The organism is Sivoneniella epilithica UHCC 1019 (assembly GCF_040830845.1).
GTDB lineage: Bacteria > Cyanobacteriota > Cyanobacteriia > Leptolyngbyales > Leptolyngbyaceae > ULC077BIN1.
Genome location: NZ_JBFPDP010000001.1, coordinates 59,602 through 86,087 on the forward strand (window position 1 = coordinate 59,602; position 26,486 = coordinate 86,087).

At 47.9% G+C, this 26,486-nt stretch carries 26 protein-coding genes and 1 riboswitch; of the genes, 13 read left to right on the plus strand and 13 right to left on the minus strand.

Features of this window, described 5'->3' with window-relative positions:
* Window positions 1-6: 6 nt before the first annotated feature.
* Both AB3R30_RS00255 and AB3R30_RS00260 read right to left on the minus strand, forming a co-directional pair.
* On the minus strand, window positions 7-645 hold the full coding sequence (locus tag AB3R30_RS00255; RefSeq protein ID WP_458647125.1) for an urea amidolyase associated protein UAAP2: 639 nt from the start codon (window positions 643-645) through the stop codon (window positions 7-9).
* Window positions 646-725: 80 nt separating this feature from the next.
* Window positions 726-1,478, minus strand: a complete 753-nt coding sequence (locus tag AB3R30_RS00260) for an urea amidolyase associated protein UAAP1 (protein ID WP_458647126.1) — start codon at window positions 1,476-1,478, stop codon at window positions 726-728.
* Between the two features lie 121 nt (window positions 1,479-1,599).
* Window positions 1,600-1,729: riboswitch (guanidine-I (ykkC/yxkD leader) on the minus strand.
* 128 nt (window positions 1,730-1,857) lie between these two features.
* Between AB3R30_RS00260 and AB3R30_RS00265 the strand changes: the two genes are divergently transcribed.
* Window positions 1,858-2,673, plus strand: coding sequence for a biotin--[acetyl-CoA-carboxylase] ligase (locus AB3R30_RS00265; protein ID WP_458647127.1), 816 nt, complete (start codon window positions 1,858-1,860; stop codon window positions 2,671-2,673).
* 42 nt (window positions 2,674-2,715) lie between these two features.
* On the opposite strand, the gene AB3R30_RS00270 is transcribed toward AB3R30_RS00265, so the two are convergent.
* The 4 genes from AB3R30_RS00270 to AB3R30_RS00285 all read right to left on the minus strand — a co-directional run bounded on the left by AB3R30_RS00270 (window position 2,716) and on the right by AB3R30_RS00285 (window position 8,803).
* Window positions 2,716-4,122, minus strand: coding sequence for a 1-acyl-sn-glycerol-3-phosphate acyltransferase (locus AB3R30_RS00270; protein WP_458647128.1), 1,407 nt, complete (start codon window positions 4,120-4,122; stop codon window positions 2,716-2,718).
* Between the two features lie 173 nt (window positions 4,123-4,295).
* Complete coding sequence (locus AB3R30_RS00275) at window positions 4,296-4,646, minus strand: translation initiation factor (RefSeq protein ID WP_458647129.1); 351 nt, start codon at window positions 4,644-4,646, stop codon at window positions 4,296-4,298.
* A gap of 11 nt (window positions 4,647-4,657) precedes the next feature.
* A complete protein-coding gene (locus AB3R30_RS00280) occupies window positions 4,658-6,331 on the minus strand; it encodes a CHAT domain-containing protein (protein WP_458647130.1) in 1,674 nt (557 codons plus the stop codon).
* A gap of 108 nt (window positions 6,332-6,439) precedes the next feature.
* The gene (locus tag AB3R30_RS00285; protein WP_458647131.1) at window positions 6,440-8,803 is read right to left on the minus strand and encodes a protein phosphatase 2C domain-containing protein; all 2,364 of its coding nucleotides are present in this window, start codon (window positions 8,801-8,803) and stop codon (window positions 6,440-6,442) included.
* A gap of 306 nt (window positions 8,804-9,109) precedes the next feature.
* Here AB3R30_RS00285 and AB3R30_RS00290 point away from each other — a divergent pair, with 306 nt between their 5' ends.
* From AB3R30_RS00290 to AB3R30_RS00315, 6 genes are all read left to right on the plus strand, one after another.
* Window positions 9,110-10,117, plus strand: coding sequence for a PstS family phosphate ABC transporter substrate-binding protein (locus AB3R30_RS00290; RefSeq protein WP_458647132.1), 1,008 nt, complete (start codon window positions 9,110-9,112; stop codon window positions 10,115-10,117).
* 125 nt (window positions 10,118-10,242) lie between these two features.
* Window positions 10,243-11,226, plus strand: a complete 984-nt coding sequence (gene pstC / locus AB3R30_RS00295) for a phosphate ABC transporter permease subunit PstC (protein ID WP_458647133.1) — start codon at window positions 10,243-10,245, stop codon at window positions 11,224-11,226.
* A 1-nt stretch (window position 11,227) separates the two neighbouring features.
* Complete coding sequence (gene pstA / locus AB3R30_RS00300) at window positions 11,228-12,169, plus strand: phosphate ABC transporter permease PstA (RefSeq protein WP_458647134.1); 942 nt, start codon at window positions 11,228-11,230, stop codon at window positions 12,167-12,169.
* A complete protein-coding gene (gene pstB / locus AB3R30_RS00305) occupies window positions 12,163-12,954 on the plus strand; it encodes a phosphate ABC transporter ATP-binding protein PstB (protein WP_458647135.1) in 792 nt (263 codons plus the stop codon). The genes pstA and pstB overlap by 7 nt, the downstream gene beginning before the upstream one ends.
* A 290-nt stretch (window positions 12,955-13,244) precedes the next feature.
* Window positions 13,245-15,203, plus strand: coding sequence for a S9 family peptidase (locus AB3R30_RS00310; RefSeq protein ID WP_458647136.1), 1,959 nt, complete (start codon window positions 13,245-13,247; stop codon window positions 15,201-15,203).
* A gap of 54 nt (window positions 15,204-15,257) precedes the next feature.
* Entirely contained in the window at window positions 15,258-15,401 is a 144-nt protein-coding gene (locus AB3R30_RS00315; protein ID WP_458647137.1) for a hypothetical protein, read from the plus strand.
* A 49-nt stretch (window positions 15,402-15,450) separates the two neighbouring features.
* Here the strand turns inward: AB3R30_RS00315 and AB3R30_RS00320 are convergent, their stop codons facing one another.
* The 3 genes from AB3R30_RS00320 to AB3R30_RS00330 form a co-directional block, all read right to left on the minus strand.
* A complete protein-coding gene (locus tag AB3R30_RS00320; RefSeq protein WP_458647138.1) occupies window positions 15,451-15,690 on the minus strand; it encodes a DUF433 domain-containing protein in 240 nt (79 codons plus the stop codon).
* A gap of 72 nt (window positions 15,691-15,762) precedes the next feature.
* Window positions 15,763-15,960 (minus strand): hypothetical protein, encoded by a 198-nt coding sequence (locus AB3R30_RS00325; RefSeq protein ID WP_458647139.1) that lies wholly within the window; start codon window positions 15,958-15,960, stop codon window positions 15,763-15,765.
* Between the two features lie 12 nt (window positions 15,961-15,972).
* Window positions 15,973-16,116, minus strand: coding sequence for a hypothetical protein (locus AB3R30_RS00330; RefSeq protein WP_458647140.1), 144 nt, complete (start codon window positions 16,114-16,116; stop codon window positions 15,973-15,975).
* Between the two features lie 160 nt (window positions 16,117-16,276).
* Here AB3R30_RS00330 and AB3R30_RS00335 point away from each other — a divergent pair, with 160 nt between their 5' ends.
* Together AB3R30_RS00335 and AB3R30_RS00340 are read left to right on the plus strand one after the other, a co-directional pair.
* On the plus strand, window positions 16,277-17,716 hold the full coding sequence (locus AB3R30_RS00335; RefSeq protein WP_458647141.1) for a hypothetical protein: 1,440 nt from the start codon (window positions 16,277-16,279) through the stop codon (window positions 17,714-17,716).
* 447 nt (window positions 17,717-18,163) lie between these two features.
* Window positions 18,164-20,173, plus strand: a complete 2,010-nt coding sequence (locus AB3R30_RS00340) for a hypothetical protein (RefSeq protein ID WP_458647142.1) — start codon at window positions 18,164-18,166, stop codon at window positions 20,171-20,173.
* A 23-nt stretch (window positions 20,174-20,196) separates the two neighbouring features.
* On the opposite strand, the gene rppA is transcribed toward AB3R30_RS00340, so the two are convergent.
* Window positions 20,197-20,883 (minus strand): two-component system response regulator RppA, encoded by a 687-nt coding sequence (rppA, locus tag AB3R30_RS00345; protein ID WP_458647143.1) that lies wholly within the window; start codon window positions 20,881-20,883, stop codon window positions 20,197-20,199.
* 231 nt (window positions 20,884-21,114) lie between these two features.
* Here rppA and hisG point away from each other — a divergent pair, with 231 nt between their 5' ends.
* Entirely contained in the window at window positions 21,115-21,759 is a 645-nt protein-coding gene (gene hisG / locus AB3R30_RS00350) for an ATP phosphoribosyltransferase (RefSeq protein WP_458647144.1), read from the plus strand.
* Between the two features lie 95 nt (window positions 21,760-21,854).
* On the opposite strand, the gene AB3R30_RS00355 is transcribed toward hisG, so the two are convergent.
* Complete coding sequence (locus tag AB3R30_RS00355; protein ID WP_458647145.1) at window positions 21,855-22,109, minus strand: hypothetical protein; 255 nt, start codon at window positions 22,107-22,109, stop codon at window positions 21,855-21,857.
* 130 nt (window positions 22,110-22,239) lie between these two features.
* Window positions 22,240-23,193 carry an allantoinase PuuE gene (gene puuE / locus AB3R30_RS00360; RefSeq protein ID WP_458647146.1) on the minus strand — a complete coding sequence of 318 codons (954 nt, stop codon included), beginning with the start codon at window positions 23,191-23,193 and terminating at the stop codon, window positions 22,240-22,242.
* A gap of 233 nt (window positions 23,194-23,426) precedes the next feature.
* Between puuE and AB3R30_RS00365 the strand changes: the two genes are divergently transcribed.
* The 3 genes from AB3R30_RS00365 to AB3R30_RS00375 all read left to right on the plus strand — a co-directional run bounded on the left by AB3R30_RS00365 (window position 23,427) and on the right by AB3R30_RS00375 (window position 25,897).
* Window positions 23,427-23,837, plus strand: a complete 411-nt coding sequence (locus tag AB3R30_RS00365; RefSeq protein ID WP_458647147.1) for a thiol-disulfide oxidoreductase DCC family protein — start codon at window positions 23,427-23,429, stop codon at window positions 23,835-23,837.
* A gap of 121 nt (window positions 23,838-23,958) precedes the next feature.
* Window positions 23,959-24,522, plus strand: coding sequence for a prepilin-type N-terminal cleavage/methylation domain-containing protein (locus AB3R30_RS00370; RefSeq protein ID WP_458647148.1), 564 nt, complete (start codon window positions 23,959-23,961; stop codon window positions 24,520-24,522).
* A 562-nt stretch (window positions 24,523-25,084) separates the two neighbouring features.
* Window positions 25,085-25,897 carry a DNA adenine methylase gene (locus AB3R30_RS00375; protein ID WP_458647149.1) on the plus strand — a complete coding sequence of 271 codons (813 nt, stop codon included), beginning with the start codon at window positions 25,085-25,087 and terminating at the stop codon, window positions 25,895-25,897.
* Window positions 25,898-25,921: 24 nt separating this feature from the next.
* Here the strand turns inward: AB3R30_RS00375 and AB3R30_RS00380 are convergent, their stop codons facing one another.
* On the minus strand, window positions 25,922-26,380 hold the full coding sequence (locus tag AB3R30_RS00380; RefSeq protein WP_458647150.1) for a hypothetical protein: 459 nt from the start codon (window positions 26,378-26,380) through the stop codon (window positions 25,922-25,924).
* Between the last annotated feature and the right edge of the window lie 106 nt (window positions 26,381-26,486).

Here is a 26,486-nt window from a genome sequence, read left to right on the forward strand (position 1 = left end):
GTTCCCTTACACTGCATCCCAAATAATTAATCGAATCGGCGTGGGATTGTAAGCATTACAAGGATTGTTGATTTGCGGACAATTGGAAATAGCCACGATCGCATTCATTTCTGCCTGTAAATCGACAATACTACCAGGAGCAGAAATGCCATCAACAATTTCTAAGGTGCCATCTTGTGAAACAGGAACATTCATAAAAAAGTTGATATTACTAACCATATCCCGTTTGCCCAAGCCATAGGGTGCTAGATCCGTGAGAAAGTTCTCAACACAAGCATGTTGATATTTTTTGTCTAGCCCGAAGCGTACCGAGTTGCTTTCACAACTACAAGCCCCGCCCGATGTATCATGCCGTCCACAGGTATCATTGACGATCTCCATCATCACTCGACCCTCATTCGATATCAACTTGCTACCCGTATTTAAATAGAGATTGCCTTGAGCAACCGTTGTATCCTGGGCGCTGTAGCGCTCGGATGGATCATCGGCATTGTAAACTAGAAAATCGACAGCTTGATTTCCTCCTAAATCTTCAATGCGAAGAATCTGCCCTTTCCGAATCACGCGCGACCACGGATGACGCGCAGGAACCACTTCATCATAAATAGCCGTTTGGGGATCGAGTTGAGTTTGCGCCACAATCATTGGTTTATCCTCTCTTTTTTGTCCAGCAAAATCTGCGAATTGATAAAAGGGTGAAACTCCTTTACTCCTCTACTTTTTAACTAACTTTGAGCAAACAAAGCATCGGTGTTGATAAAGCCACGAATTGCTTCAGGGTTGGCAGTTCGGCAACTATCATCTCCGGCGATCGCCGGAGAGTTCCAAACAGTAAGTTGAACAGGTTTTGGCTCATAGATCTTGCTAGGATGCAGCACATGGGGGCAGTTCGACAAAATCACCAACACGTTCATTTCGGCACGAAGATCGATAAAACTTCCCGGTTGCTCAGTTCCTTCAACGAATATCATTTTGCCGTCTGGAGCGATCGCCACCCGCGTAAACAAATTAAGGTTGGGCATAATATCTTTCTTGCTCAAACCATAGCGCGTCACGGCTCTGCGGAAGTTATCGCGAGAATTCACCCAAAACTCGCCCTCTCCATACTTGGCAGCGTTGCTTGCAGCATGACTACATCCCCCAAATAAATCGTGATAGCCGGAGGTGTCTTCAGTAATCGAGAACAAAATCCGTCCCATATCGGAATAAATCACCATCCCCTTTTTTAGAAAGGCGTTGAACTGAATTTTGGCAGTATCAGCCACGTTCAGCCGTTCGATCGCATTATCTGCGTTGTAGCAAATCAATGAAACACCCTGTGAACCTGCCAGATCAGTGATCCGTAAAGTATTTCCGCGTTTGATCACACCATGCCAGTAGGCGCTCCCTGGCAGTGCCTCATCGAACAAAATCAGGTCTGGAGCGATCGCGGCTGGATTAGATAGCCCAGACTCTGGCGAAACCGATGCTTGCCCCATAAAAATCTCCTGTGATGGTAAACAATCAGTTGAGAAATCTCTAGAAATTCTAAGCGAATCTGCATGATTAACTCAAATATCAAAGCCCAGGAAACTCCAACAGTGACTTAACTCTGTATGGTTCTCCCGGGCTTTTTTCCCGCCGTGTGACCTACTTAATATTCTCAATATCAGAATCTCAAGTGGGCTGCTTCTCTTGGACCAGTCACCTAGCTATAATCAGCTACATCGGAACCCTAGAAGCACATTCCTATAAATTGCTATTCAAATGTCCGTCAGATGCCTATCAGATAAAACTTTGTTGATTATATAATCAAACTCAAAGCTAACGCAATCTTCCCCTAAGCATAGTTCCACGCCGCAGCGAGTCAGTTCTTTCGTGTACAGCCTGCCTTTAACTCCTTTTCCTACTTCTGGCGATCTCGATCCACAGGATCTACCCGATTGGTTGCATTGGCTGGATAGTTGCCCCAGCACAAACACATGGGCAACAACGCACACCGATCGCTTGCTCCATGGAGCCGTAGTTTTTACGCGCCATCAAACCGCTGGACGAGGACAGCATGGGCGTACCTGGCATTCTCCAACGGGAGTGTTAACCGCGAGTTTCATTCTCGATTTTTCCACTGCCCAACTATCTGGCTTAAGTTTGGTGATTGGGTTAGCTGTGATTCACGCTATTGAAGATTTGTTGCCCCACCAACGCGGCAGATTGCGCTTGAAGTGGTCAAACGATGTGTTGATTGCAGGGCGCAAAGTAGCCGGAATTTTGTGTGAAGCTTCTGGACGTTCTGGACACACACGGGTTGTTGTAGGCATTGGCATCAACTGTTGTGTTGACTTTATTCAAGCAGGATTATCTGCTGATCAGATCGGTAACGCGATTAGCCTCCATGAAATCTCTCATGTGGTGCCAGATGCGTTAGCGTTGCTGGAGCGATCGCGCCATTATCTGATGCAAGTACGAGACATTGTGGTGCAGAAATATGATTCACCTAATTTTTCTGGGATTGTGCCTCTATTTCCTGAACTGCATCAACGCGATGGATTGCGCGATCGCCCGATTACCTTAGAACTTAATGGAGAAGCAATTTCAGGGCAAGCAGCGGGGTTTGATGATCAAGGCAGATTGTTAGTGCGATCGTCTGAGGGCATCCTTCACGCCTTCACATCAGGACGAATCATGCAGTATTAAAGTCTCTCGCCCATTCTGGGAGAGGGATTTAGGGTGAGGGTCTCACTGTTTTGTCAGCATACTTTCCAACGCAATCTGTAAATCTTGGGTGAGATCTGCAACGGCTTGCTTTGCATTTTTTCGCCCGCCCCGATAAGAATCCCAGCGATCGGAAACAGAAATGGGGTTTCCAATTTTGAGAAAAGCTTTCTGGTTGCCTAACTTCGGTCGCTCAAACGGGTTTCCACCCTTAATCCGGCAAACCATATCCCAAACCAGCAGCGTAGTTTCGGCAAAACGGTCTACTGTTGGTTTTTCGTTCACATAGTTGCCCGTGACTGCCACAAAACTTTCCACCAACCGCATATGCCAGACGCGCAAATCAGCTTCTTCTGCCACGCGATCGGCTAGCCCTTTCTCAAGCGGGGAAGCCGTTTCAAGCTTGATATCCTCTCGGTAGATGCAATCCCACCCGGCTTGTTCCAACCGACGACAGCGATCGATCAAGCTGCCTCTGGGTTGCAGATTGAAATAATCTTCTGCAACTTCTAGGGCGGCATTTAACAAAGCATTGAGCCGATCCGAAAAAGCTTCGTCAGACGGCAAAGAGGCAGGGTCAGACTTGCCAGCTTTGTGAGACGTTGATAAAGCCTTGTGATAAAAGCGTGTATAGAAGTCTTCCATTACCGATAGAAGGTGTTCGCCTAAGTGATATAGCCGTTTGTACAGCAAAATCTCATCCAATCGTTGGCTCTGGCTCATGTCTGGGCTGTGTATGCCAGTGTCTATCTCCAGTTGCGTAATAATTTTTTCTACGGCTGCCCACGGGGGCGTGACATAGCGATACTCAATCCCAACTGGCAAGATGAACACTTCCTGCGATCGCCCCTGTTTCACCATATCTTCCACGCACCAAAAACCAAGCTGGCTGACTCCCGGTTCCAATGGACTAATAATTTCGTTGTGCCCGTTGGTCGCTCCTTCAGGCGCAGCCGCCAGCGGAAAATCACCGTTGGCAAAAATATCACGGGCAGCTTTCAGCCCCATTAGGTCAATCTTGCCACGACGGATGGGAATACCGCCCAGCCGTGGATACAGCCAGGTGACCCATGCACCCGCCCAAATCGGAATGCCGCGATCGTACATAAAGTGAGAATGTACCGGGTGTTTTAGTGAAACCTGCTGCTGTTTGGCAGCTTGGGGTACCAATCTCCAAACCAACTGCCCGACGCAATAGGGATCGGTGGCACTGGGATGACGAAAAGCCAGTAAAAACCGAATTTTGCCATCCTGAAACTGGCGATATAGATCAACCAGCGTTTCCACATTTTCTGCCTCGATTTGGCGAACCGTAGTTTGGAAGCGAATCACAAATGGAAACGCCCAACTCACCACTCTCCGCACAAGCGAATTAAACGCGGGGGGAAGAAACTCTAAAGGGGGCTGAACGCGGGTGATAGTGTCGGGCAAGGGATGGCTCCAGAAGAAATGGCGAGTGAAGAAGTACGAGTGACGAACGACAAAGAAAAATTACGAGGGACGAAGTGCGAATAACGAAGGATAAGAGAAGTTAAAAGGGACAAAAAGTAAGTGGTCGTCATTAGTTTTGGTTCGCCATTCGCCATTCGCCATTCGTAATTCCCTCATCCGCCGCTTGCTTTTGCTTTATAGCCAAGCTGCTGAAGATGTTGAACAATTTTCTGCTTATGATCCCCTTGAATTTCGAGTTCATTATCTTTGAGGGTACCGCCTGCGCCACACAAATTTTTGAGTTTTTTTAATAGGTCGATAAGGGTTTCTGGGCTGGCTTGAAAACCGCGAATGATAGTCACAGTTTTTCCTTTGCGACCTTTGCTAGAGGTTTCAACCCGTGGGCTTTGTTGATTAGGCGGCAAGTCGGGAACTCCTCGCTGCAATGCCTCTGGATTTTCGGAGGCACCAAATTCGCGATAGATAATGCGTTCGGTAGGATGGGGAGTTTTCTTTTTAACCACAAGACTTCTGACTAGCGGGATGATGGGGTTTCAGGAGACTGAGAATCTGGACTGAGAATCGTAAACTCTAGAGGGTTGTTTTGAGAACTGCCGAATTTGATTTGGCTTCCTGGCATGAGCAGGACTTCTTGCTGATGCACTCGTTGCCAGCCTTTATCATTTAAGGAAACCCAGGTGCCAAAGCGAGAGACATCTCGGAGAAAGTAGGTGGTATCTTCTAGGGTTTCTTTGCTTTCGCGCCGCAGGATCATAGCGTGTTCACGGGAGGCTCCTGCTTCATCTTCTCGCAGGATCAGATCATTGTCTGTGCTTCTGCCAATGGTCATGTAGCCACCCCGAATTTGCCAAACGCGGTTATCTTGCAGCGATCGCAAACAAGCAATGGACGTTGATGCTTCTGCACCAATTTGGGTGTGTCCGGGTGTGATGGCGGAGATCGGGGTCAGCAGTTCTCCATCAAATTCGGGATGCATGTATAGCACGGGCAATGTCCATGCCTGCTGATTAAATTTATAAATAGTTAGCAGATGTTGGCGGGCGATCGCCACTGCCTGATCAATTGGTTTCCGTTCTGCTAAAGCTTTTGCCAATTCTTGAATAAAACTCAGTGCCTCTTGATCCGTAATCGAGTTACGCATTCCCAACACAGCAGGTACGCCATGGTGAATCAACACCTCGGCAAGGCTGCTGCGGGGCATGGGTTGAGATATTTTCCCTCCTGGCACAGTGTCATCGTTGCGATAGTAATGATCGGATTGGGCACCCCAACAAGCGTTGAAGACTGCTAATTTTACCTGGCACCGGGTCAAGACCTGAGCGAGTTCTGTGCCATTCAAGGGCATATCTGGACGGACAAACAGCACACCGCCATCAGGACCCGGCATTCCATGTCCGGCGTAGAACAAAACATTGTAACTGCGGGTTTCAAGGGCTTGAATCAATTCCAGCGGCGTAGGTTGAACCAAAGTGCGGACTTCACAAGGAATCTCCTTAGAACCGCCAATGCCTGAGTTGCCAGAGCTTTTTAGCACTTGTGCTAATATATCTGCTTCTTGCTCTAGTTTCAGCTTGGGTAAAGCATCGTTAGCCAACCCCGTACCACTCACTGAGTCGGAGGCTTGCCCTTGAACTAACAGGATCTTGAGCGCAGTTTCAGGGCGAGAGGGGGGTAAGGCAGAAACATCGCGGGTGGTGCGACTAAATAGAATGTGCTGGCTCAAGGAAATGGCTGGAGTGCCGGGGGCTTCTTGCATAATTTCCCACGGCAGAGAAATTAGTAGGGGATCACGAATTTCGATCTGCAACCGCAGGGGCTGTCCCTGACCGATCGCAATCCCGCGACTTTGATTAATGCTCACCATAATTGAGCCATCAAACACCCATTGCCATAGGCTGATACCTAGAGTTTGCATCAAGCGCGCCGACATCCCGCCCGGTTGATTGGACTCTAAGGGAATATCCGGTAGAGTCGTTGGCTCCAGCGGATAGGGGGGCAAGGGGTGAGTGAAAAACATGTCTTGCCACAGTTGCCACAATTGACTAAGGGAATTAGTCCAAACGCAATTATGTAGGGCAAGTCCACCCGGATAGGGCGCTTTAGTCACATGAATTGCAAAGTGCGCCGCGCCAGAAATCTGTAACGGGGTCACTGCCAAACTCAAATAGGGGCTTTCAGGTAACGGCATTCGTGAGGGATGTAGCCCAATTCAAAATAGAATTTTTTAGGATCTTCTGTAATTAATTTATCGTTCTATCAGTCTAGTCGGTGTTTGGGAAGAAATCGCAGTCTTCAGCTAGTTTTTGGCAGGGGAACTGTTTGGGCGTTTAGCCTTACAGTCACCCAGTTGTGTAGGGGTGAGGCTAATATCAGAGGTAACCAGGGGGGCGATCGCAGCTTCTTGAATCCATCCCGTATCACCCGGTTGCCCAAAGACAGTGGCTCGATCCGGTGCCCTCACTGCCGTAGGCAGGGAACAGACTTTAAACTGAAGCCACCGCTGCTGCGATCGCACTTGTACTGCAATTACCTCTAATACAGTCCCAACCGGAATGGTAAACCGCGATAGAGGTTGATTCAATTCGGGACTAGTGGGTTGAGACTGTAAGATCACTGAAGTCTGCCCTGCACCATTAACCTCAGCCCGATTCACTAATACCCGCGATTGGGTCGTTAAGAATGGGGATGCCGCAATGCTGGGATTTGGAGACGCCAGCCCAGAAACGCTAGGAGCAGGATTTGTAGGACTGGTAGGACTATCAGAAGGAACTGCCGTGTTTTCTATGGTTGGAAATAGGCGACTACCGATGTTAGGAAATAAGCCAAAGAATAGAACTCCAACACCTCCCAATAAAATGAGCAATCCCAACAGCCAGGGAAAAAGATTAGGGCGCGATCGCGCTGACTTATCAAGTTGCGTAGGCTGTTTTTTAAGCTGAGTTTTGAGGGTAGAAGGATTGGCAGCAAGGGACGGTAAATCAAGCGGGGAGGCGAGGAGGGTTGCGGATAGCTGTGCCAGGGATTCGGCTAGCTGAAACTCAGCCGCTTTGGATGGAATCGCCGAATGAACGCGACAGTGAAGTAGCCCAATGGTAACGTTATCATGCCCGTTTTGTTGATTGGCGATCGCCACCCATTGCTGCACCGCCGTCGATAGAGCGATCGTGCCCTCCAACACGGGGACTAACATCGGTTGCCAATATTCCTCGATCAGATCATTATCGCTTAACCCATCAGAACAGAGCAACCACAAACAGTCTTCATCTAAAATAAAGCGCTGTACTGTGGGATGCAGCGTGGAGGCATTCATTCCTAGCGCCTGCACCAAAGAGCCTGAACTAGGCTGCTGTAGTGCATCTCGATAGAGTCCATAGCCCATCCGGACTTCCCGTGAAGCGAGATCATCATCTAAGGTGACCTGATGGCAGCCAGTGCGGGTGATGCGATAAGCGCGGCTGTCTCCCACATGGGCGAGACATAACTCATGGGTTTGCCCCACTGCCATAACCAGCGTTGTGCCCATGCGCTGGCGCTCTTGGCGATGTTCGGTGTCGTTCCGCTGCACAATGATGTCGTTGGCAGAGATCGCCGATCGTTCTAATTCCAACTTCAAAATAGCGGGATTACTCAAGGCGGGCGATCGCAGCGCTGTTTGTAATCGCTGTTGCACCGTGGCGATCGCCAAATTTGAGGCAATATTTCCGCCTTCATGCCCCCCAATTCCATCGCAAACTACTACCAAAGCGGTGGAATTAGTATTATTTGCGGCTGGAGTCAGAGTGACAGATTGCGTTGTGCCACTAGCAGGGTAACAAGCATCCTCATTTCGCTGACGGGTGGGTCCTTGATCCGTTAAAGTGGCAAACTCCACCACACGAGATTGCTCCCGACTGCACACCGCGATCGCCTGATCCAACCAGCCAATTAAGGGTTCGCTACTGCTAATCTGCCCTCGCTGCATCTGTTCACACACCGCATCCAAAAAAGGCGCGATCGCAGAGTGCGCTCCTTGCCGTCTCTGCTGCCAAAAGTTTCCTAGATCGACCCAACTACGGGGCGATTGGTAATCACCTACCAAGCTTAATAAGCGCAGGAACGATCCTTCTACACGCAAATTGTCTGCCAACCATAGGCTAGCTGCTACACCTTCCTGATTCAGCGGCTCCCATAGCTGCGCCATTTGCCAGAGCCAATGAAGCTGTTGCAATGGACTAGCGCTGCTCCAAACGGCTTCTAACCCTGGCATTAAAGTCCCGGGTATCCCCTCCCTAGCCTGAATGTCAGCCGGGTAAATCGGTACGTTTTCTAGTAGCACCATCCAAGCACTAGGCAATTGAGGATTAAACAGCACTGCGTAAACCTGCGGCACATGCAGCCAATGGGTCACTAACCGCTGATAGCACACCACTTCAGGCGGCAAATCTTCTACGGATTCTGGCAATAATCCCGGTTTGGCATCTAAAAAAATCTGACCCTGTTTACAGACATAACGCCCTGCCAGCAGTTCGCCGGGTGCCTGTGGCAGCGATCGCTCTGAGATCGCCCATAAATAATGCTTTGGCAGAAAAGTTCCACAGTGCAAGCAATAGCGATCGCTCTCAGAATTGGGAGCTTGACAAAGAGAGTTTGGACAGTAAATCGTTGCCTCAGGGCTATCCATGAAAATAGAGTGCTATTAAATTTGTAAATAAACTTTAGCTAAAAGCGTAACTTCAATTTTTAGTTTAAAACGCAGCCTATTGTCTATGGTAACTGCACAAACTAGACCCCTAAGAGAATGCCCTGTTTGTATAATGGTCAGCTTTGATGGCTTTTTGGGACAAAAAGAACTTCCTAAAGAGTGATTTTACTTAAATTTAACCTGGTGCTAATCAAAACATAGCGTTAAATCACTTGCTCTTAACCCTAGCAAAGTATTGTAAATCCTGAAGAACTAACTGAACACTTAAATTTCTGGAGTATCAATATGGTGTCTGACAAGGTGAAGCTTGTGTCTAACCGCTTCACGGCGATCGTGAGCGCGGCGGCTGTAACAGCAGCAGTGGTTGGTTTATCTGTAAATGCTGTAAACTCTCAGGGTCCTGTTGTCAAAGTTGATGGCTCTAGCACTGTCTTTCCCGTTACTGAGAAAATTGCAGAATCTTCCAAGAAAGCAGGAGGCGCTAACGTCACAGTGGGTATCTCTGGGACGGGGGGTGGTTTCAAAAAATTCTGTGCCGGGGATACCGATATTGCCAACGCCTCGCGCCCTATTTTGAAGAAGGAAATGGCTGCCTGCGCTGCAAAAGGGATCAAATACGTTGAACTACCAGTCGCTTTTGATGCACTGACTGTTGTGGTCAATCCAGGCAACACTTGGGCAAAGAACTTAACCACGGCTGAACTCAAAAAAATCTGGGCACCAAATAGCACCATTAAGAACTGGAAAGATGTCCGGGCTGGCTTTCCCAATCAACCTTTGAAGTTGTTTGGACCCGGTGCTGATTCCGGCACCTTTGATTACTTTACTGAAGCGATTAATGGTAAGTCTAAGTCAAGCCGTAAGGACTTCACCGCTAGTGAAGATGACAACGTGCTAGTTCAAGGTGTTTCCAAAGATAAGGGCGCACTGGGCTACTTTGGCTATGCTTACTACAAGTCAAATAAGAATCGCCTTAGAGCGGTGAGTGTCAATGGTGTGACACCTTCTGAGCAAACCGTAGAAAACGGTAGATACACGCCTTTGTCTCGTCCACTCTTCATTTATGTCAGCAATAAGTCTATGAAGAAGCCGGAAGTCAAAAAGTTTGTAGAATATTACATCAAGAATGCCGGCAAAACGGCTGATTCTGTGGGTTATGTCGGTTTGCCTGCTAAGGCTTACCCAGTGATTGCGAATCGGTTTAAAGCAGGTAAAACTGGCACTATTTTTGGTGGAGAGGAGGCAGTCGGTCTTAAGGTTGATGAGCTACTCAGCCGCGAATTAAAAGAATAGTTATCGTTTCGCTAAGGGGCGCACATCAATCGGCGTGTGCGCCCTTTTAGTTTGAGTCCCGCGATCGCTCTACTAAAGTCAGCAGCCATAATGCTGACTTTCCACTTTTTTGGCAAATTATCATCATGACCGCTCAGCCCCTAAAATCTTCTGAGAAAGATCTTCAATTTACTCGAAAGAAGAAAGCCCGCGAGTTCAAGGAACGTTTGATTGAATTTGTTTTATTTTTGGCAGCTTTTTCCTGCGTGGCGACGACGATCGCCATCATGTATATTCTCATCAGCGAATCAGTTCTATTCTTTCAAGAGGTTTCGCTAGTCGAGTTTTTAACCAGTAAGGATTGGTCGCCTTTATTCGATCCACCGGGCTACGGAATTTTGCCGCTCGTCTCAGGGACGCTAACCACGACTGCCGTTGCCTTAGCCGTTGCCCTACCGATGGGTTTAATTTCGGCTATCTATTTAAGTGAGTTTGCGGCTCCCAGTGTGCGGGAAGTGGTCAAGCCGATTTTGGAGTTGTTGGCGGGAATTCCAACGGTGGTCTATGGATATTTTGCGTTGCTGACGGTGATTCCGATTTTGCAGTGGCTATACCAACCGATTGGCGCATCTTTATCAACGATTTTTCCGGATGTTTTTCCGGCTGAACTTGCTGGGTTTAATATGCTGGGAGCAGGGCTGGTCATGGGGTTGATGATTACACCGTTGATTAGCTCGATTAGCGAAGATGCGATGCGATCGGTGCCGATAAACCTCAAAGAAGGCTCCTATGCCACTGGTGCAACCCGTCTCCAAACGGCGCTGAAGGTTGTATTGCCAGCCGCAGCTTCTGGGGTGATTGCGGCATTTATCTTGGGGGTTTCTCGTGCGGTGGGTGAAACGATGATTGTGGCTATCGCCGCTGGTTTGCAGCCGATCTTCACGTTCAATCCATTAGAATCGGCAGCCACAATTACAGCGTTCATCGTTCAAGTCAGTTTAGGCGATTTGCCCCATGGCACTTTAGAATATCAAACTATTTTTGCGGCTGGGCTTGTCCTCGTGATTGTCACTTTGATTTTCAACATTATTGGCTATTTTCTGACCAAACGCTTCCGCGAAACCTATTGATATGGCACAGGCTGAATTTTCTCAGAGCAATTACCTACAGCAGATTCGATCCTCAGTGGCTCGTCGTCAACTGATCAGCAAGCTATTTGGAGTGCTGGGATTGTTGGTTATTTCGATCGCCACGCTGATTTTGCTGGCGCTAGTTGCTCAACTCGTTATTCAGGGGCTACCCCGGCTCAACTGGAAATTTTTTACCTCGTTTCCCAGCAGCGATTTTAACGAAGCAGGCATCCTATCCGCCTGGGTTGGCTCACTGCTGGTTATGCTAACCACGATGTTTCTGGCGGTGCCTGTGGGGGTTGCGGCTGGCGTGTATTTAGAAGAATATGCTCCCAAGAACTGGCTAGCAGCCTTGATCGAAATTAACGTCACGAATCTTGCAGGCGTTCCTTCCATCGTCTACGGACTGCTAGCGTTGGGGCTTTTTAGTACGGTACTCAATTTAGGCGAGAGTATTTTGACGGCAGGTTTAACCCTAGCGTTGCTGATCTTGCCGATTGTGATTGTCACAACGCGAGAAGCATTACGGGCGATTCCGGGCAGTTTGCGAGAAGCTGCCTATGCGTTGGGTGCCAGCCGATGGCAGATGATCTGGGATCACATTTTGCCCTATTCTTCAGGCAGTATTCTCACTGGGATCATTATTGGTTTGTCACGGGCGATCGGTGAAACGGCTCCCCTGATTACGATCGGGGCACTGACCTTCATCGCATTCCTCCCTCCCTCGCCGATCAATGCTCAATTCCCATTTATTTCATTGGAATGGCTAAAGGCTCCCTTTACAGTGTTGCCCATTCAAATGTTTAATTGGGTTTCTCGACCAGAGCCAGAGTTTCAAGTGAATGCCGCTGCTGCTGGGGTTGTGCTAATTCTTTTGACTCTATCGCTGAATGCGGTTGCAATTTATTTACGGTATCGTCTTCGGAAGGGAGCCAAATGGTAGAAAATACGCGCGTACTTACTTCATCTGCGATGGAGCGGAAGGCGGAAGTAAAAAATCTCGACTTTTACTACGGGTCATCGAAGGCGCTCAAAAATGTCAGCATGGTTGTCTGGGATCGCAAAGTCACGGCATTGATCGGTCCTTCGGGTTGCGGTAAGACTACGCTTTTGCGGTGCTTCAATCGGATGCACGATTTGTATCCCGGCAATCGCTATGATGGGGAAATTTTGCTGGATGGGGTAAACATTTTAGAGAAGCAGATCGACCCGATCGAAGTACGGATGCGTATTAGCATGGTGTTTCAGCGCCCTAATCCCTTTCCGAAATCGATCTATGAAAATGTTGCCTACGGTTTGCGGGTGCAGGGCATCACTCAAAAAAGCTTGATTGATGAAAAGGTGGAAAAAGCGTTGCAAGGGGCGGCGTTGTGGAATGAGGCAAAGGATCGGTTGAAGGAGCCTGCCTATAATCTGTCGGGTGGTCAACAGCAGCGGTTGTGTATTGCACGGGCGATCGCCACCGAACCCAACATGGTGTTATTCGATGAGCCAACCTCTGCGCTTGACCCGATCGCCACTGCCAGCATTGAAGAACTGATCAACGACCTGAAGCAGCAAGTCACGATTTTGATCGTCACCCACAGTATGCAGCAAGCAGCACGGGTTTCAGACTACACCGCTTTTATGTATCTCGGTGAAATGGTGGAGTTTAATGAAACCAATTTGCTGTTTAACAAACCGGCTGACCAAAAAACTCAAGATTATGTCAGCGGACGCTTTGGTTAATCAAAGCAGGTGAAGGAGTGGAGGAGATATCCCTTTACCCCTTACTATCAATTACCTGATGTGCAACTAATTTGCCCTCATCCCAACCCTTCTCCCCAAGGAGAAGAGCTTTTGGACGTTTCTTGTTCCCTCTCCTACTGGGAGAGGGCTAGGGTGAGGGCAGCCTTTGCGTTGTTTCAGAGAAGTTGCACATCGCGTATCAATTATTGTTCGACATACCCCTAGGCACTGGCAACCTGGACTGAAACCCTCTATCCTCAAAGGTGACTATTGACGCACGAGTAACCAACATGACTTCCCCGCACATTGCCCCTTATGGTTCCTGGAAATCGCCCATCACCTCAGACCTAATTGTGGCAGGAACGATTGGACTGGGTGAAGTTCGTCTCGATCGCGGCGAGGTATATTGGACGGAACAGCGCCCCACGGAAGCCGGACGCAATGTGATCGTGCGACGGACAGCAGCAGGGCAAATCTCGGATATTACGCCAGCGCCTTTCAATGTGCGATCGCGGGTGCATGAATACGGCGGCGGGGCTTTTTTAGTGCATCAAGGCGCAGTTTATTTTTCTAACTTTGCTGACCAGCGCTTGTATCGTAAGCTGCCGGGGGGCGAACCCGTTGCCATTACTCCAGCGCAACCGTGGCGCTATGCCGATGGCGTGATTGATGCCCAGCGCAACCGGATGATTTGTATTCGTGAAGATCATACGGGTGAAGCAAATAGCGACGAAAACGATGCAGGTGAAGCGGTGAATGCGATCGCCAGTTTTCGCTTAGATGGCAAGGGCGATCAGCAGATTCTCGCCTCTGATAAAGATTTTTATGCGTCGCCTTGCCTCAGTCCGGATGGCTCGCAACTGGCATGGATTAGCTGGAATCACCCGAATATGCCCTGGGATGGCACCGAACTTTGGCTAGGAACTCTTGATGCGGATGGCACTATGACCGCTTGCCAAAAAATTGCAGGTGGCTTAACCGAGTCGATTTTTCAGCCCCAATGGTCGCCGGATGGAGTGCTGTATTTTGTCAGCGATCGCACGGGCTGGTGGAACCTCTATCGCTGGCAGGGGGCGATCGAGCCGCTGTGTCCCATGAAAGCTGAATTTGGCTTGCCCCAATGGGTGTTTGGCATGTCTACCTACGGGTTCGAGTCGGCAGATCAACTCATCTGTACCTATACCCAAAACGGCGCATCCTATCTTGCTAGCTTGAACCCGCACACCAAAGCCCTGGAACTGATTGACACGCCCTATTCTGAAATTGGCAGCATTCACGCCGCACCGGGAAAAGTGGTGTTCAAGGCAGGATCAGCGACTCAATCAGGCGAACTGGTGCAGCTAGATTTAGTAACTCGCCAGCTTGAAGTGTTGCAAAAATCGAGCGATTTACAGATTGATCCCGGTTATTTATCAGCGCCCACCGCGATCGCCTTTCCGACTGAGAACGGACTGGAGGCTTACGGCTTTTATTACCCACCCCACAATCAAGACTTTGCCGCGCCTGAAAATGAGCGTCCGCCGCTGCTGGTGAAAAGCCACGGCGGTCCCACGTCTGCCACATCCACCATGCTTAGTCTGCGGATTCAATACTGGACGAGTCGCGGTTTTGCGGTGCTGGATGTAAACTATGGTGGCAGTACGGGCTATGGACGCGCCTATCGAGAGCGACTGAACGGGCAATGGGGCATTGTGGATGTGGATGATTGCGCCAATGGAGCCAAGTATTTAGCAGTACGGGACGAGGTTGATGGCGATCGCCTGGTGATTGATGGCGGCAGCGCAGGCGGCTATACAACTCTCTGCGCTCTCACCTTTCGAGATGTATTCAAAGCGGGTGCCAGTTACTACGGTGTGAGCGACTTGGAAGCGCTGGCAACCGATACCCATAAGTTTGAGTCGCGCTACCTAGATAGCCTGATTGGAGCCTATCCAGAACAGAAAAATCTGTATATTGAGCGATCGCCGATCCACTCGGCTCAGTTGCTCAACTGTCCAGTGATTTTCTTCCAAGGTGATGAGGACAAGATTGTGCCGCCCAACCAAGCAGAAATGATGGTCGAAATTCTGAAAGCGAAAGGGTTACCCGTTGCCTATGTTCTCTACGCAGGAGAGCAGCACGGCTTCCGTAAAGCTGAAAACATCAAACGCACGATGGACGGGGAATTCTATTTTTATGCCAAAGTGTTTGGATTTGAACCTGCGGATAAGATTGCACCCGTGGAGATCGCCAACCTGAATCATTCCTAACCTACATTCGAGATAGGAGCCTTTTTTGGGGGTTCCTAAAATGCTTTATTGTTGATGCAAAATACTTCTTGCCTTCAACGAGCAGATCGCGGCTTGGCAATGCGATCGCTCCTGTATGTCTTCAGTATCGGTGATCGTGGGTTGGAGATGCGATCGCTCCAGATGATTGATGAAGGTGACTTCCTAAAAACTGCCTAAACTAAAGCTGCAAAGTCAGTTCAGAAATACTGTTTCTACTTGCGTTGTGCTAACTTTCTGAGTTTTCAGCCGCGATCGCGTCGTCGATTTCTTCCGTATTTTGAGCATAATAGGTGCGAACTGCTTTTAAGTCATCTCTCGTCAACTGTGGATAGTCGCCGAGCAAATTTGCGTCTGAGCATCCTTGCAGGTGCAACGCAATCAATTGCCATACGGGAATCTGTGTTCGACCCACACAAGCGGCTCCATTGCAGATTCCAGGAGTTTTTCTGATTTTTACTGTAGCCATCGCTCTACTCCACCTCTGCTCCGACTCATCGCGCTTTCAGTCTCTTATCAGTCTTTAGATCTATTTTAGTAATTAATCAAACAACTGTTGAGCGGATTGGGCAGCAATTCTTCTGATAGGATGCGATAGGGTCAAATTTCTGCCTGCCTGTGCCAAAAAAGGATCGGCGATCGTATCCCGAACTTTGACGGTATCGGTTGCCAGCAGCGATAAATCTTGTCCAGCCTGAAGCGTTCCTTGCAAATCCAGGCGATCGCTCACCAAGGTCAAATCTTGTCCAGCCTACAAGTTTCCACGATTGATGATGGTTGCTTGAGATTGAATACCTCCTCGTTGCAAGCCAATGGGAACCGCGATCGTCAGTAACGGTAACACTTGCGGATTAATCGCGCTAAATTCACTTGCTGGGTTATCTGCTTCAGCCAAACTTAGCAGTACAATTTTACGACTGCACCCCAAAAACTAAACCTAGTCATGTCTCTACACCGATGAGTATAGATAAAGTGAAGGATATGAGGCAAATTTGGCAGGTACTTGAAGAAGTTGCCACTGCATTGATATCGGTTCTCTGTATACCTGTTCGCAAATGCCAAGATTGGTAAAAACTGCTCCTCAAAATCTATTTGGCATCGGAGCGCTCTTGGGGATTGCGCTGCCTGTGTCTGTTTACTTGTCTATTGCACTCACCGTCTTAGGATTAGATAAGTTTCATTACGTATTAGCAGGGGGGAAAAGATTTGCCACCTTCCCCAATGCTCCAGCCCATTTAAGCATCAGCCTGAGCTATCTAGTTTTGGTTTTGCTTCACTTAATTTGGCTGCTGGGCGCTCCTTATTCCTATCTTCCCGATCGCTTTAGGAATGTCCTCAAACGGGTCGCAATCTTTCTGCTGTTCGCTTGGATTGCTTATCCTTTGGGCAATGATATTTATCTTTATCTTCACTTTGGGCTGATGAATCTCAGTCATGTCGATCCTTTCACAACCTCCGCAGGTGGGTTTGTTTCTGGACTGACCCCTTTTGTGGATTGGAAGCAAACGTCTACCTATGGACCCATTTCGCAACTGCTGTTTAGTGTGTCTGCTGCCGCGATCGCCCTTCACCCAATCTTGGCGGTTTATATCTTTAAAAGTATCTGCGCGATCGCGCACCTATTTAATGGCTACCTAATTTGGACAATCTTGCCGCCTCTGCAACGAGGAAAAATCACGACAGCTTATCTACTTTGCCCGTTGCTCTTAGTTGAGCAAGTTGGGTCTGCTCATGTGGATGTATTTGTGAATACCTGTGTCTTACTATTGGCGGCTTGTTTGGCAAAAAAACGCTATGCTACGGCATTTTTAGCAATATGGGGCGGCTTTTTAGCAAAAACCATTCCCATTATTTGGATGCCGCTATTAGGGCTATTCTTAATTCGGCAACGACGCTGGAAACAACTGGCGATCGCGCTCCTATTATCCTTGCTAATTGCTGTGGCTCTGTCGCTCACCGTACTGCCCACTATTCAATCTTGGCGCAGCTTGCTTAATCCTGGCGTAGTTGGGCAATATCAGTCATCCCTACCAGCACTCCTCCGGGCAAGTTTTGAAACGCTGCAAATTTTTGTGCCTAATTTTCTGCCGCTGGGTGATCAAAAACAGGTGCTTTTAAGCACCGCACGCTATGGGCTGCTGGTTTTCGCTACATTTTATGCTTGGACAGTGCTGCAAACGTTTCGGAAGCCCACCTACTCAACTTTAGATCTGATGGAAGCGATCGGCTGGGTAACGTTGGTGCTGATGCTCTACAGCACTGCCTGGTTAATGCCTTGGTATGTTTCGGTGCTGTTAGCGATCGCCGCAGTGATTCCCGCTGCCCAAGTTTTCGGTTTAACCACCCTCATGTTTATGGTGTCTAGCAGCGCCATGTATTGGCTGCAAGGAGATGCCGGACTGCGAAGCCTTGCCACCCTAGGCTTACCAACTTTGGCATTGATAGTTGGTTTTAGGATAAAGGCAAAGAGCGACGGGCAAGAAGTGAACAGATAAGTTGCCTGGAACTTCCATTGCACCTTGCCCTGTAGTTTGAGGCGTTGCTGAATTGATCTATGAACGCCTAAATTTGCCCTCACCCTAGCCCTCTCCCAACGGGCGAGGGAATAAGATTTCTAGCTCCCTTCTCCTTGGGGAGAAGGGTTGGGGATGAGGGAAATCATAGCTGCAATCAGCAACGCCTAGTTTGACACCTTTGGCAGTAATTCTGCGGTTGCCCAGGGTTTTGATCAACATCTCTCACTACTCAAATTTGATGCGATCGCCCTGCGGTTATTTCCTGACATGCCCCCGTTTATGGTGAAAAAGGAATCTTAGCATTATCCATTTTTACGGCTAGAATAGCTCAGGCTTGCTGTCTGTACTAAGCTTGTTGCTAAGTAGCTTGGCTACGGGATGAACGTGAAATAATGCTTGAGGGATTGACGGTGGGGAGGAGAAGGCATGGTCGGCAAACAATCCAATCCGTTTGAACTAAACCACCCTGATAGCTCTAGCAACCCAGCAGAGCCAGAGAAAGACCATGCTGAATTAATAGTGCCAATTTTAGAGCCTCATAGAGGTTCTCCGCTCCGCTCTCTGTGGTCTAGGACAAAATCTTGGCGATGGCTATTGGTTAGCGCTGGGATTTTTTGTGTCGTTGGCAGTATTGGTACAGCCGCGCTGTGGTTATTAACAACGCCGCCCCCTTCCGCCGACTGCCAAAAAACTTCATCATTATCCACAGAGATGGAGCAACTCTACTGTGCCCAAGAAGCGGCTCGGTCGGGCGAGTTGCCCAAGGTGCTAGCGGGCATGGATGCTTTAGATCAGTGGACACCCGACCATCCGCTTTACCGAGAAGCCCAGCGGTTGATTGCAGAATGGTCGCAGCCCATTTTGACTGCTGCCCACGATCGCATTACCCAAAGTGACTTAAAAGGAGCCGTGGAACTGGCAAGCCGCATTCCTAAAACGAGTCCACTGTATGCAGAAGCACAGACAGATATCGCGCAGTGGCGGCAATTTTGGCAGAAAGGGGAAGCGATCGCCACGACTGTCCAAGCGGCTCTGAAAGCGCAACAGTGGAACATTGCTGCCGAAAGAATTGGCTTACTGCGAGAGTTTTCGCAAGATTATTGGCGCTATGAGCGAGCAACCGCGCTGACTCAGCAGCTTGAATCTGAACAGCGCAGTCGCCGCTATTTTGCCCAAGCTCAGGACGTTGCAAAGCTCAGCCAGCCGCAGCAGTTGGGAGCCGCGATCGCAGGAGTCAGCCGCATGGATACCAAAACCCATGCTTGGAGCGATGCTCAGAAATTGCTGAGCCAGTGGAGTGAAACTCTGCTTTCGTTGAGCTATCAAAATTGGGTTAAGGGCAATCTGGCTCAGTCAATGGCGCTGGCAAAACTAGTGATTCCAAACCCAAAATTGACTCAAACCGCTCAAGATTTACTGTGGTTGAGTCAGGCGCGCAGCCATTCCCTGGACAGCCGCGCCACGCTGAAGCCAACGGTGCCGCAGCTTTGGAACCTAACCGCCGCGATCGCCACTGCCGACTTACTTCAGCCCGACAGCCGTTACTATCCCCAAGCCCAAGCCAACTTAAAAAGCTGGAAAGCGCAACTTCAAGATCTCACCCTGCTTCAATTAGGTTGGGCTGTGAGCAGTTTGCAACATCCGCAAGCGCTCAAACTTGCCCTCTGGCAGGGGCAACAGATCACCCGCGATCGCCCTCGCCGTGCCCAAGCCCAAACCCTGGTTGCCTATTGGCAGCAAGCATTGCTCAAGTCTGAAGATTTACCCTATCTTGCCTATGCCCGAAAACTGGCAGATAAACGCTCGATTCCATCTCTGCAAGCGGCGATCGCCCAAGCCAATGGTGTGGCAGTCGGTCGTCCTCTCCGTCAAGAAGCTCGAACCCTGATTGCTGCCTGGACGGGAAATCTTCAAACCATTCAAGACCAGCCCATCTTAGACCGAGCTTGGACACTGGCATCCCAAGGGAATTTGAATGGAGCCATCCAAACGGCGGCGGAAATTGCCCCCAATAGATCGCTCTATGGACAAGCTCAAGGGGCGATCGCGACTTGGCAATCCGAAATTAGAGCCGCAGAGATTGCCCGGATTCGAGCGCAAGAAGCAGCCCTCGAACGTTCCCGTCGTTCTTTAAAGGAAACTCCGACTCTCGATGAAAATCCATCCGATGAAGAACGCTCTTCTGAGCTTGAAGAACGCTCACCCAACGATGAAAATGCATCTACCCAGGAGCCTTTACCGCCTGAACCATCAGGCAATGCTGTATCTGAGCCACCCTATACCCAACCCTATACACCGCCGCGTCGCCGTCTGCCTGCCTATCCTGCTCTAGAAAATGCGCCACCGCCGCCCGTGGAACTTGCGCCGCCACCCGTGGAACCTGCGCCGCCAGTTTATGAACCGTATGAACCTGCACCGCCACCCGTTCGGTGGTAGCCGAATCAATCACTCCGGATCAATTACTTGAGAGTGCAGCAGCCGAATCGATATCCTTTGCCATACACGGTGCTAATTAGGGGCGATTCATCATCCAGTTCAATTTTGCGTCGCAGCAGGCGAATTTGGGCAGCTAGGGTATTACTGCTTGGTTTTTCATCTCCCCAAACATGTTGATAGATTTGCTCGTGAGTCAGCAGTTGATTGGGCGATCGCATCAGATAGGCGAGGAGTTGGGCTTCTTTTTCAGAAAGCTCAATTTCTCGATTGCCACGATAGGCGAGTTGATTTTCAGGATCAAGTTCCAGATCGTCTACCTGTAGCCGTCGAGCAGCAGTCTCTAAAACAGCAGTGGGTCGTCTTAGCAACGCTCGTACTCTAGCCAGCAATTCTCGTAGTTCAAAGGGCTTGATCAAGTAATCATCCGCTCCAGCATCCAAACCCTGAACGCGATCATCAAGGGTGTCTTTGGCAGTCAGGAACAATACTGGAGTCATGTTGCCCCGAGATCGCAGCGCTTGACATAGTTCCAGCCCTGTTTTTTTGGGCAGCATCCAATCTAAAATCAGCAGATCGTAGGGGTGATCTTGAGCAAGCTGATTGCCGCGATCGCCTTCATAGGCAACCTCCACTTCATATCCTTCCCGCATCAACAAACGGCTTAAAGGATCTGCCATTTCTACTTCATCGTCAACCAAAAGAATACGCATAAAGAAAAGTCCGGAGTCCGAAGTGCGAGGTACAACGGAGAAAGTCGAGGTAACGCCATCAGTTATATCGTACCGTCGTTTCTCATTCGCCACTTCTCATTCGCCACTTCTCATTCGCCACTCGACATTTGCCACTCGACATTTGCCACTCGATATTCGCCATTCCATATAAGATATATCGTACCGTCGTTTCTCACTCGACATTCGCCACTCGATATTCACCATTCTTTTATGATCACCGTTGCTTTGCCCAAGGGCGCACTTTTAGAAGACAGTATTCGCTTGTTTCAGTCTGTTGGCTTAGACTTCAGCGCTTTTTTAGATAAATCCAATCGTCAACTCCAGATTTCAGACCCCACGGAAACGGCTAAAGCGCTTTTGGTTAGGGCGCAGGACGTGCCTGTGTATGTGGAATATGGTCAGGCGCAGCTAGGCGTAGTGGGTTACGATGTGTTGCGGGAGAAAACGCCGCAAGTAGCGCAGTTAGTCGATTTGGGCTTTGGTGGCTGTCGGATGTCTGTGGCGGTGAAAGAGTCTAGCCCCTACCGTTCTTCTTTAAAGTTGCCGCTGTATGGACGGGTTGCCTCAAAATATGTGCAGTGTGCGCGGGAATATTTTGATGCGCTTGATTTGCCTGTAGAAATTGTGCCGCTGTATGGCTCAGTGGAATTGGGACCCATTACTGGCATGGCAGAAGCGATCGTCGATTTAGTGTCCACCGGGCGCACTCTAAAAGAAAATGGTTTGGTTGAAATTGATGTGCTGTATCACAGTACGGCGCGGTTAATCGCTCATCCTTTGAGCTATCGGCTGAATGCAGATGGAATTCAGAGGATAATCGAGCAGGTGCGATCGCTTGTGTTAGCGAGTGTTTAAGCAAGCGTCAGGTGTCAGATATCAGATATTCAGATATCAGAAAAAATATGACCTGATATTCTGGAACCCGAAACCTGACACCGATTCTTGTCCCCTCACTCTGCCACAATGTAACGAGAGAGAATGCTCATCACTTCACCTGAATTGGCTGTTGGAATAAGCGGACTCCATTCTCTCACTTCGGCAAATCGGAGCCGATGCAGGGTTTGAATGGTGCCTGTTACACCGCGACGAGAACCAATGACCAAAATCTTTAAAGATTCGCGATCGCGCAGGGGCGGTTCAACCGGAGTTTCGATTGCGGCAGCTGTAGACGTTTCACTGGCAAACATCAGAAAATTCTTCGACATAAATCAACACCTTTAGCAAGGCGAAACGAGTGGACAAAAGCGAAATTGCAGAGTTGCCAGCGCTAGCAGATCGTCAATCAGTATAGACAATTTACACGGTAGCGAAATTTATGTCAACACCGAAACTGACTCACGGTTCCAATTCCTCTGGGTTAAGCCTTGTCACTCCTAACGGTGAGTCCAACTTATGATATCGATGCCAGTGATTTGCAATATCAATTCGGCGACATAGCCAAACGCGATCGCGCTGTTGCACATAATCTAAAAATCGCGCTAGAGCAGCGAATCGTCCGGGTCTACCAACGATGCGACAGTGCAGCCCCACACTCATCATTTTGGGCGCAGTTTTGCCTTCCTCATACAGCACATCAAAAGCATCTCGCAGGTAAGTAAAAAATTGATCCCCAGAGTTGAAGCCTTGAGCCGAGGCAAAGCGCATATCGTTGTTATCCAGGGTGTAGGGAATCACTAAATGGGGCTTGCCATAATCAGTCGTCCAGTAGGGCAAATCATCGGCATAGCTGTCAGCATCATATAAAAAGCCGCCCTCTTCTACGACAAGCTTGCGGCTGAAAGAACTGGTGCGTCCGGTGTACCAGCCCAACGGACGATCGCCCGTCACTTCGATATGAATCGCGATCGCCTGCTGGAGATGTTCCCGTTCTGCCGCTTCACCAAAATATTTGTAATCAATCCAGCGATAGCCATGACTAGCAATCTCCCAGTCTGCGTCTTTCATCGCCGCCACCGCCTCTGGATTCCGCGCCAAAGCCATAGCAACACCATAAACCGTCACCGGAATCTGACGCTGCGTAAACAGTCGATGCAACCGCCAAAATCCTGCTCGACTGCCATACTCATAGCACGATTCCATATTCATGTGTCGCAGCCCCATCAAAGGAACCGCCCCCACAATTTCAGACAAAAACGTTTCGGAAGCCTGATCCCCATGCAAAATGCAGGTTTCACCACCCTCCTCATAATTAATCACAAACTGAACCGCAATTCGTGCTTCGTTTGCCCACTGGGGATGAATCGGATTGCCACCGTAACCCACCATATCTCTTGGATAGTCTTTAGACATCACACCCGTCCCCTTTTAATCGCTTGAGTACTGCATAGAAGAATTCAATACTCACGAGTATGCAACGTTCTGAAATACCTGCCAAGGTAGACAAATTAGTTAAACATCGCGTCTATGATTATCTTGGCGACTAACTTGGTAACTAAGTTCTACCATTGATTTATAGAGTCAGCATTTTGGCTAGGCTAAACTCTAAAGTCTGCGGATTATTAAAGCAATTTACCGATTAACTCATGAGCTACTACGTTATTTATGATGGCACCTGTAACCTCTGCGTTAATTTGGTGCAAGTGCTAGAAAACTTAGATCAGGGGCACCTGTTTCAATACATTCCGATGCAGGATGAAGCTTCTCTTAAAACTTTGGGGATTACCTCTCAAGACTGTGAAATGGGGATGATTTTGATTAATTCTGAAAATCCTCAGCAGCGTTGGCAGGGCAGTAATGCGGCTGAAGAAATTGGCTCCTTGTTGCCTGCCGGAAATATCTTTGTTGCAGCTTATCGGGCTTTGCCAGGGCTGAAATGGAGCGGCGATCGCGTTTATGAACAGGTGCGTGATCATCGATATGCGCTTTTTGGCAAACGCGATCGCGTCTATGAATCGCTTTATCCAGCCTGTTCTTCTGAGTCATGCAAGCTTTAACTGGCTTCAAATAGCTTCATCGCTGACTTGCAAACCCCGCTTTTACTGACCTTAGAAAATTTTGTTTGAAACAAATTATCTTTTGGGCATTCTAAAGGCGTTCAAGTCAGGGTGTTTGGCAATGAAATCATGTGTTAAAAAGCACAATAGCCTTCTAAATTATCGAATCAAAAACTCTGAATTGTCTGGATTTACACTGCTCGAAACATTGGTAGTGCTGATCATTATTGGAGTATTAGCTGCGATCGCCAGTCCTAGCTGGTCATCACTCCTGAACAAGCAACGTCTTAATACTGCCAAAAACGAAGCTTTTCAAGCAATTCGCACTGCTCAACATAAAGCCAAACTCAACCACGTTGACTGGCAGGTAAGCTTTCGTGAAGTCAATGGTCTAGTGCAATGGGTCACCCATCCAGCCAGCATTATTCCCAATGACGCTCTCTGGCAGAGTCTCGATTCCAATATCCGCATTAATCCTGAAACAACCCTCTACTTTGATGAAGCCAATAAAACTTATCGTCTGCGGTTTACTCACCTAGGACGGGTTAGCGGTCAACTAGGACGGATCACTTTTTCAGGAAAAACTGATAGCAGAACTAAACGCTGCGTTATTGTATCAACGCTATTGGGAGCCATACGAGAAGGGGAAGAACAGACTAGCGGAAATAACAAGCCTTGCAATTAAAGCTGGAAAGGATTAAGGCTTCAGGAATCTATTGCCAAATTTAGTTTGGAAAAAACAGAAAATTTTAAGTTGAAGTCTGAAAAAATCAGAACACTTCATGAACAGAAGGCTGAAGCTTTTTTGCGATTTGATTTGCGATTTAAATGCATATCAGCATATTAAATCGGCAATCAAAAACCAATATCATTGCTAGATAAAGATATCTTTTGAAGTAACCTATTGAGCAATATCTTTCAATCAATCCAACCCTACTATAGATGCTTATCACCTACTATATCTACACTAAAAAATTAGTTGAAATACTACAGGTAGCGTCGGCAAATATTACTAACTCTTTGAGATTATTTTTCTAGAAAAATTGCAGTAATAACTGTCTTAAAAAACAGACTGAGTAGTAGAATTGTATTAAGAAGGACAACTCTGAAGATTTCATGAGTACTTTTAATAAAGTCACTCATCCATAGGGATCTGTTAACTTGGCAAACCAAGGTAAGTGCAAACCAAGATAAATACATTGCTGCCTTCTTTGCGGAAGTGTCTTGAATTAGTGAGATAAAACCAATTGGTTGCCGAATTACAAATTAAGCCTGACGTTCTCAATCCTCCATTGAAATGGGCTGGAGGAAAACGTTGGCTTGTACCTACTTTACATACGATATGGAGACAATATTCTTACTGTAGATTAGTGGAACCCTTTGTTGGAGGAATGGCAGTTGCACTAGGTTTACGACCTCAAAAGGCGCTGCTCAATGATTTTAATGCTCACTTAATGAACTTCTATTTTTGGCTTCAACAAGGGCTTTATGTAGATGTTCATTTTGAAAATGATTCGAGCTATTACTATTCATGCCGCGATCGCTTTAATCAGCTTATTCTCACTGGAGAGGCAAATAGTAAAGAGGCTGCCAATCTGTTCTATTTCATGAATCGTACAGGCTATAACGGTCTTTGTAGATTTAATAGCAAAAATCAATTCAATGTCCCTTTTGGTCGGTATAAAACTATTAACTATCCTAAGGATTTTTTAGGATACGCTCCTATTTTAAAAAAATGGCATTTTGCCTCAGTCGATTTTGTCGATTTACCTTTGCAACCGACTGATTTTATTTACGCTGATCCTCCTTATGATGTTCAATTCACGAGATACAGTGCTAACGATTTTAAGTGGGAAGATCAAATACGTTTGGCTGAATGGTTAGCCTGTCATGGCGGACCCGTTGTTGCATCTAATCAGGCAACACAGCGCATTATGGATCTTTATCAAAGCCTTGGTTTTTCAATAACTTTTTTGGAAGCACCGAGGCGAATTTCTTGTAATGGCGATCGCCGACCCGCCAAAGAGATTCTTGCCACGAAAGGTATCAACATCAAATAACCATTCAATCACAATGCTAAAATCTTATAGATCACCGAGCAGTAAGATAGCTTTGTCATTTTGAAATAAAACGATTGGTTCTAGTGGAGTTGTTAGGAAAAAAGAAGTATTATCTACTGCAACGGCAACTTGAGGAGTAATTTCTTCTCCACCCACTCCGCCACATAGCGGTTTAATTGTGGAAATATCCATCGTGTCCGAACCATTTGTTTGACAATAAACTGAGTAGTTAGTGACTAAAAAACCTAACGTGGAAGATGCAGAAGTATGGTGAGGAAACTGAGTAAGAAGTTGTGTTTTTGTGGTGTAAGTTTGCGATTGAATAGGTGGTGTGGTTGAAACTTGGCTGCTTGCGATCGCGAATGGAAGCAAGGTAAATATACTGGTTGCAGAAATCGAAAAAATAGTTTTTCTGATTACAGATTGCAGCGTGGTTTCTAAAGATTTTAGGACTGAAGGGCATGAATAGGACTGACTGAACATAAAGACATTCCTTTCCAAACGGAATAGCAATCACTTCAAATCTAGAATACCCATTAAATTTAGTAACTATTACTTTAGATAGAGTTTCTTAATGGTAGAAAAACCA

What these genes read in the sequence shown, in the direction of transcription:
- AB3R30_RS00255 (WP_458647125.1), bottom strand. Translation starts at nt 645, where the DNA reads ATGATTGTGGCGCAAACTCAACTCGATCCCCAAACGGCTATTTATGAT.
- AB3R30_RS00260 (WP_458647126.1), bottom strand. Translation starts at nt 1,478, where the DNA reads ATGGGGCAAGCATCGGTTTCGCCAGAGTCTGGGCTATCTAATCCAGCC.
- AB3R30_RS00280 (WP_458647130.1), bottom strand. Translation starts at nt 6,331, where the DNA reads ATGCCGTTACCTGAAAGCCCCTATTTGAGTTTGGCAGTGACCCCGTTA.
- AB3R30_RS00285 (WP_458647131.1), bottom strand. Translation starts at nt 8,803, where the DNA reads ATGGATAGCCCTGAGGCAACGATTTACTGTCCAAACTCTCTTTGTCAA.
- AB3R30_RS00290 (WP_458647132.1), top strand. Translation starts at nt 9,110, where the DNA reads ATGGTGTCTGACAAGGTGAAGCTTGTGTCTAACCGCTTCACGGCGATC.
- pstC (WP_458647133.1), top strand. Translation starts at nt 10,243, where the DNA reads ATGACCGCTCAGCCCCTAAAATCTTCTGAGAAAGATCTTCAATTTACT.
- pstA (WP_458647134.1), top strand. Translation starts at nt 11,228, where the DNA reads ATGGCACAGGCTGAATTTTCTCAGAGCAATTACCTACAGCAGATTCGA.
- pstB (WP_458647135.1), top strand. Translation starts at nt 12,163, where the DNA reads ATGGTAGAAAATACGCGCGTACTTACTTCATCTGCGATGGAGCGGAAG.
- AB3R30_RS00310 (WP_458647136.1), top strand. Translation starts at nt 13,245, where the DNA reads ATGACTTCCCCGCACATTGCCCCTTATGGTTCCTGGAAATCGCCCATC.
- AB3R30_RS00315 (WP_458647137.1), top strand. Translation starts at nt 15,258, where the DNA reads ATGCAAAATACTTCTTGCCTTCAACGAGCAGATCGCGGCTTGGCAATG.
- AB3R30_RS00320 (WP_458647138.1), bottom strand. Translation starts at nt 15,690, where the DNA reads ATGGCTACAGTAAAAATCAGAAAAACTCCTGGAATCTGCAATGGAGCC.
- AB3R30_RS00335 (WP_458647141.1), top strand. Translation starts at nt 16,277, where the DNA reads ATGCCAAGATTGGTAAAAACTGCTCCTCAAAATCTATTTGGCATCGGA.
- AB3R30_RS00340 (WP_458647142.1), top strand. Translation starts at nt 18,164, where the DNA reads ATGGTCGGCAAACAATCCAATCCGTTTGAACTAAACCACCCTGATAGC.
- rppA (WP_458647143.1), bottom strand. Translation starts at nt 20,883, where the DNA reads ATGCGTATTCTTTTGGTTGACGATGAAGTAGAAATGGCAGATCCTTTA.
- hisG (WP_458647144.1), top strand. Translation starts at nt 21,115, where the DNA reads ATGATCACCGTTGCTTTGCCCAAGGGCGCACTTTTAGAAGACAGTATT.
- AB3R30_RS00355 (WP_458647145.1), bottom strand. Translation starts at nt 22,109, where the DNA reads ATGTCGAAGAATTTTCTGATGTTTGCCAGTGAAACGTCTACAGCTGCC.
- puuE (WP_458647146.1), bottom strand. Translation starts at nt 23,193, where the DNA reads ATGTCTAAAGACTATCCAAGAGATATGGTGGGTTACGGTGGCAATCCG.
- AB3R30_RS00365 (WP_458647147.1), top strand. Translation starts at nt 23,427, where the DNA reads ATGAGCTACTACGTTATTTATGATGGCACCTGTAACCTCTGCGTTAAT.
- AB3R30_RS00370 (WP_458647148.1), top strand. Translation starts at nt 23,959, where the DNA reads ATGAAATCATGTGTTAAAAAGCACAATAGCCTTCTAAATTATCGAATC.
- AB3R30_RS00380 (WP_458647150.1), bottom strand. Translation starts at nt 26,380, where the DNA reads ATGTTCAGTCAGTCCTATTCATGCCCTTCAGTCCTAAAATCTTTAGAA.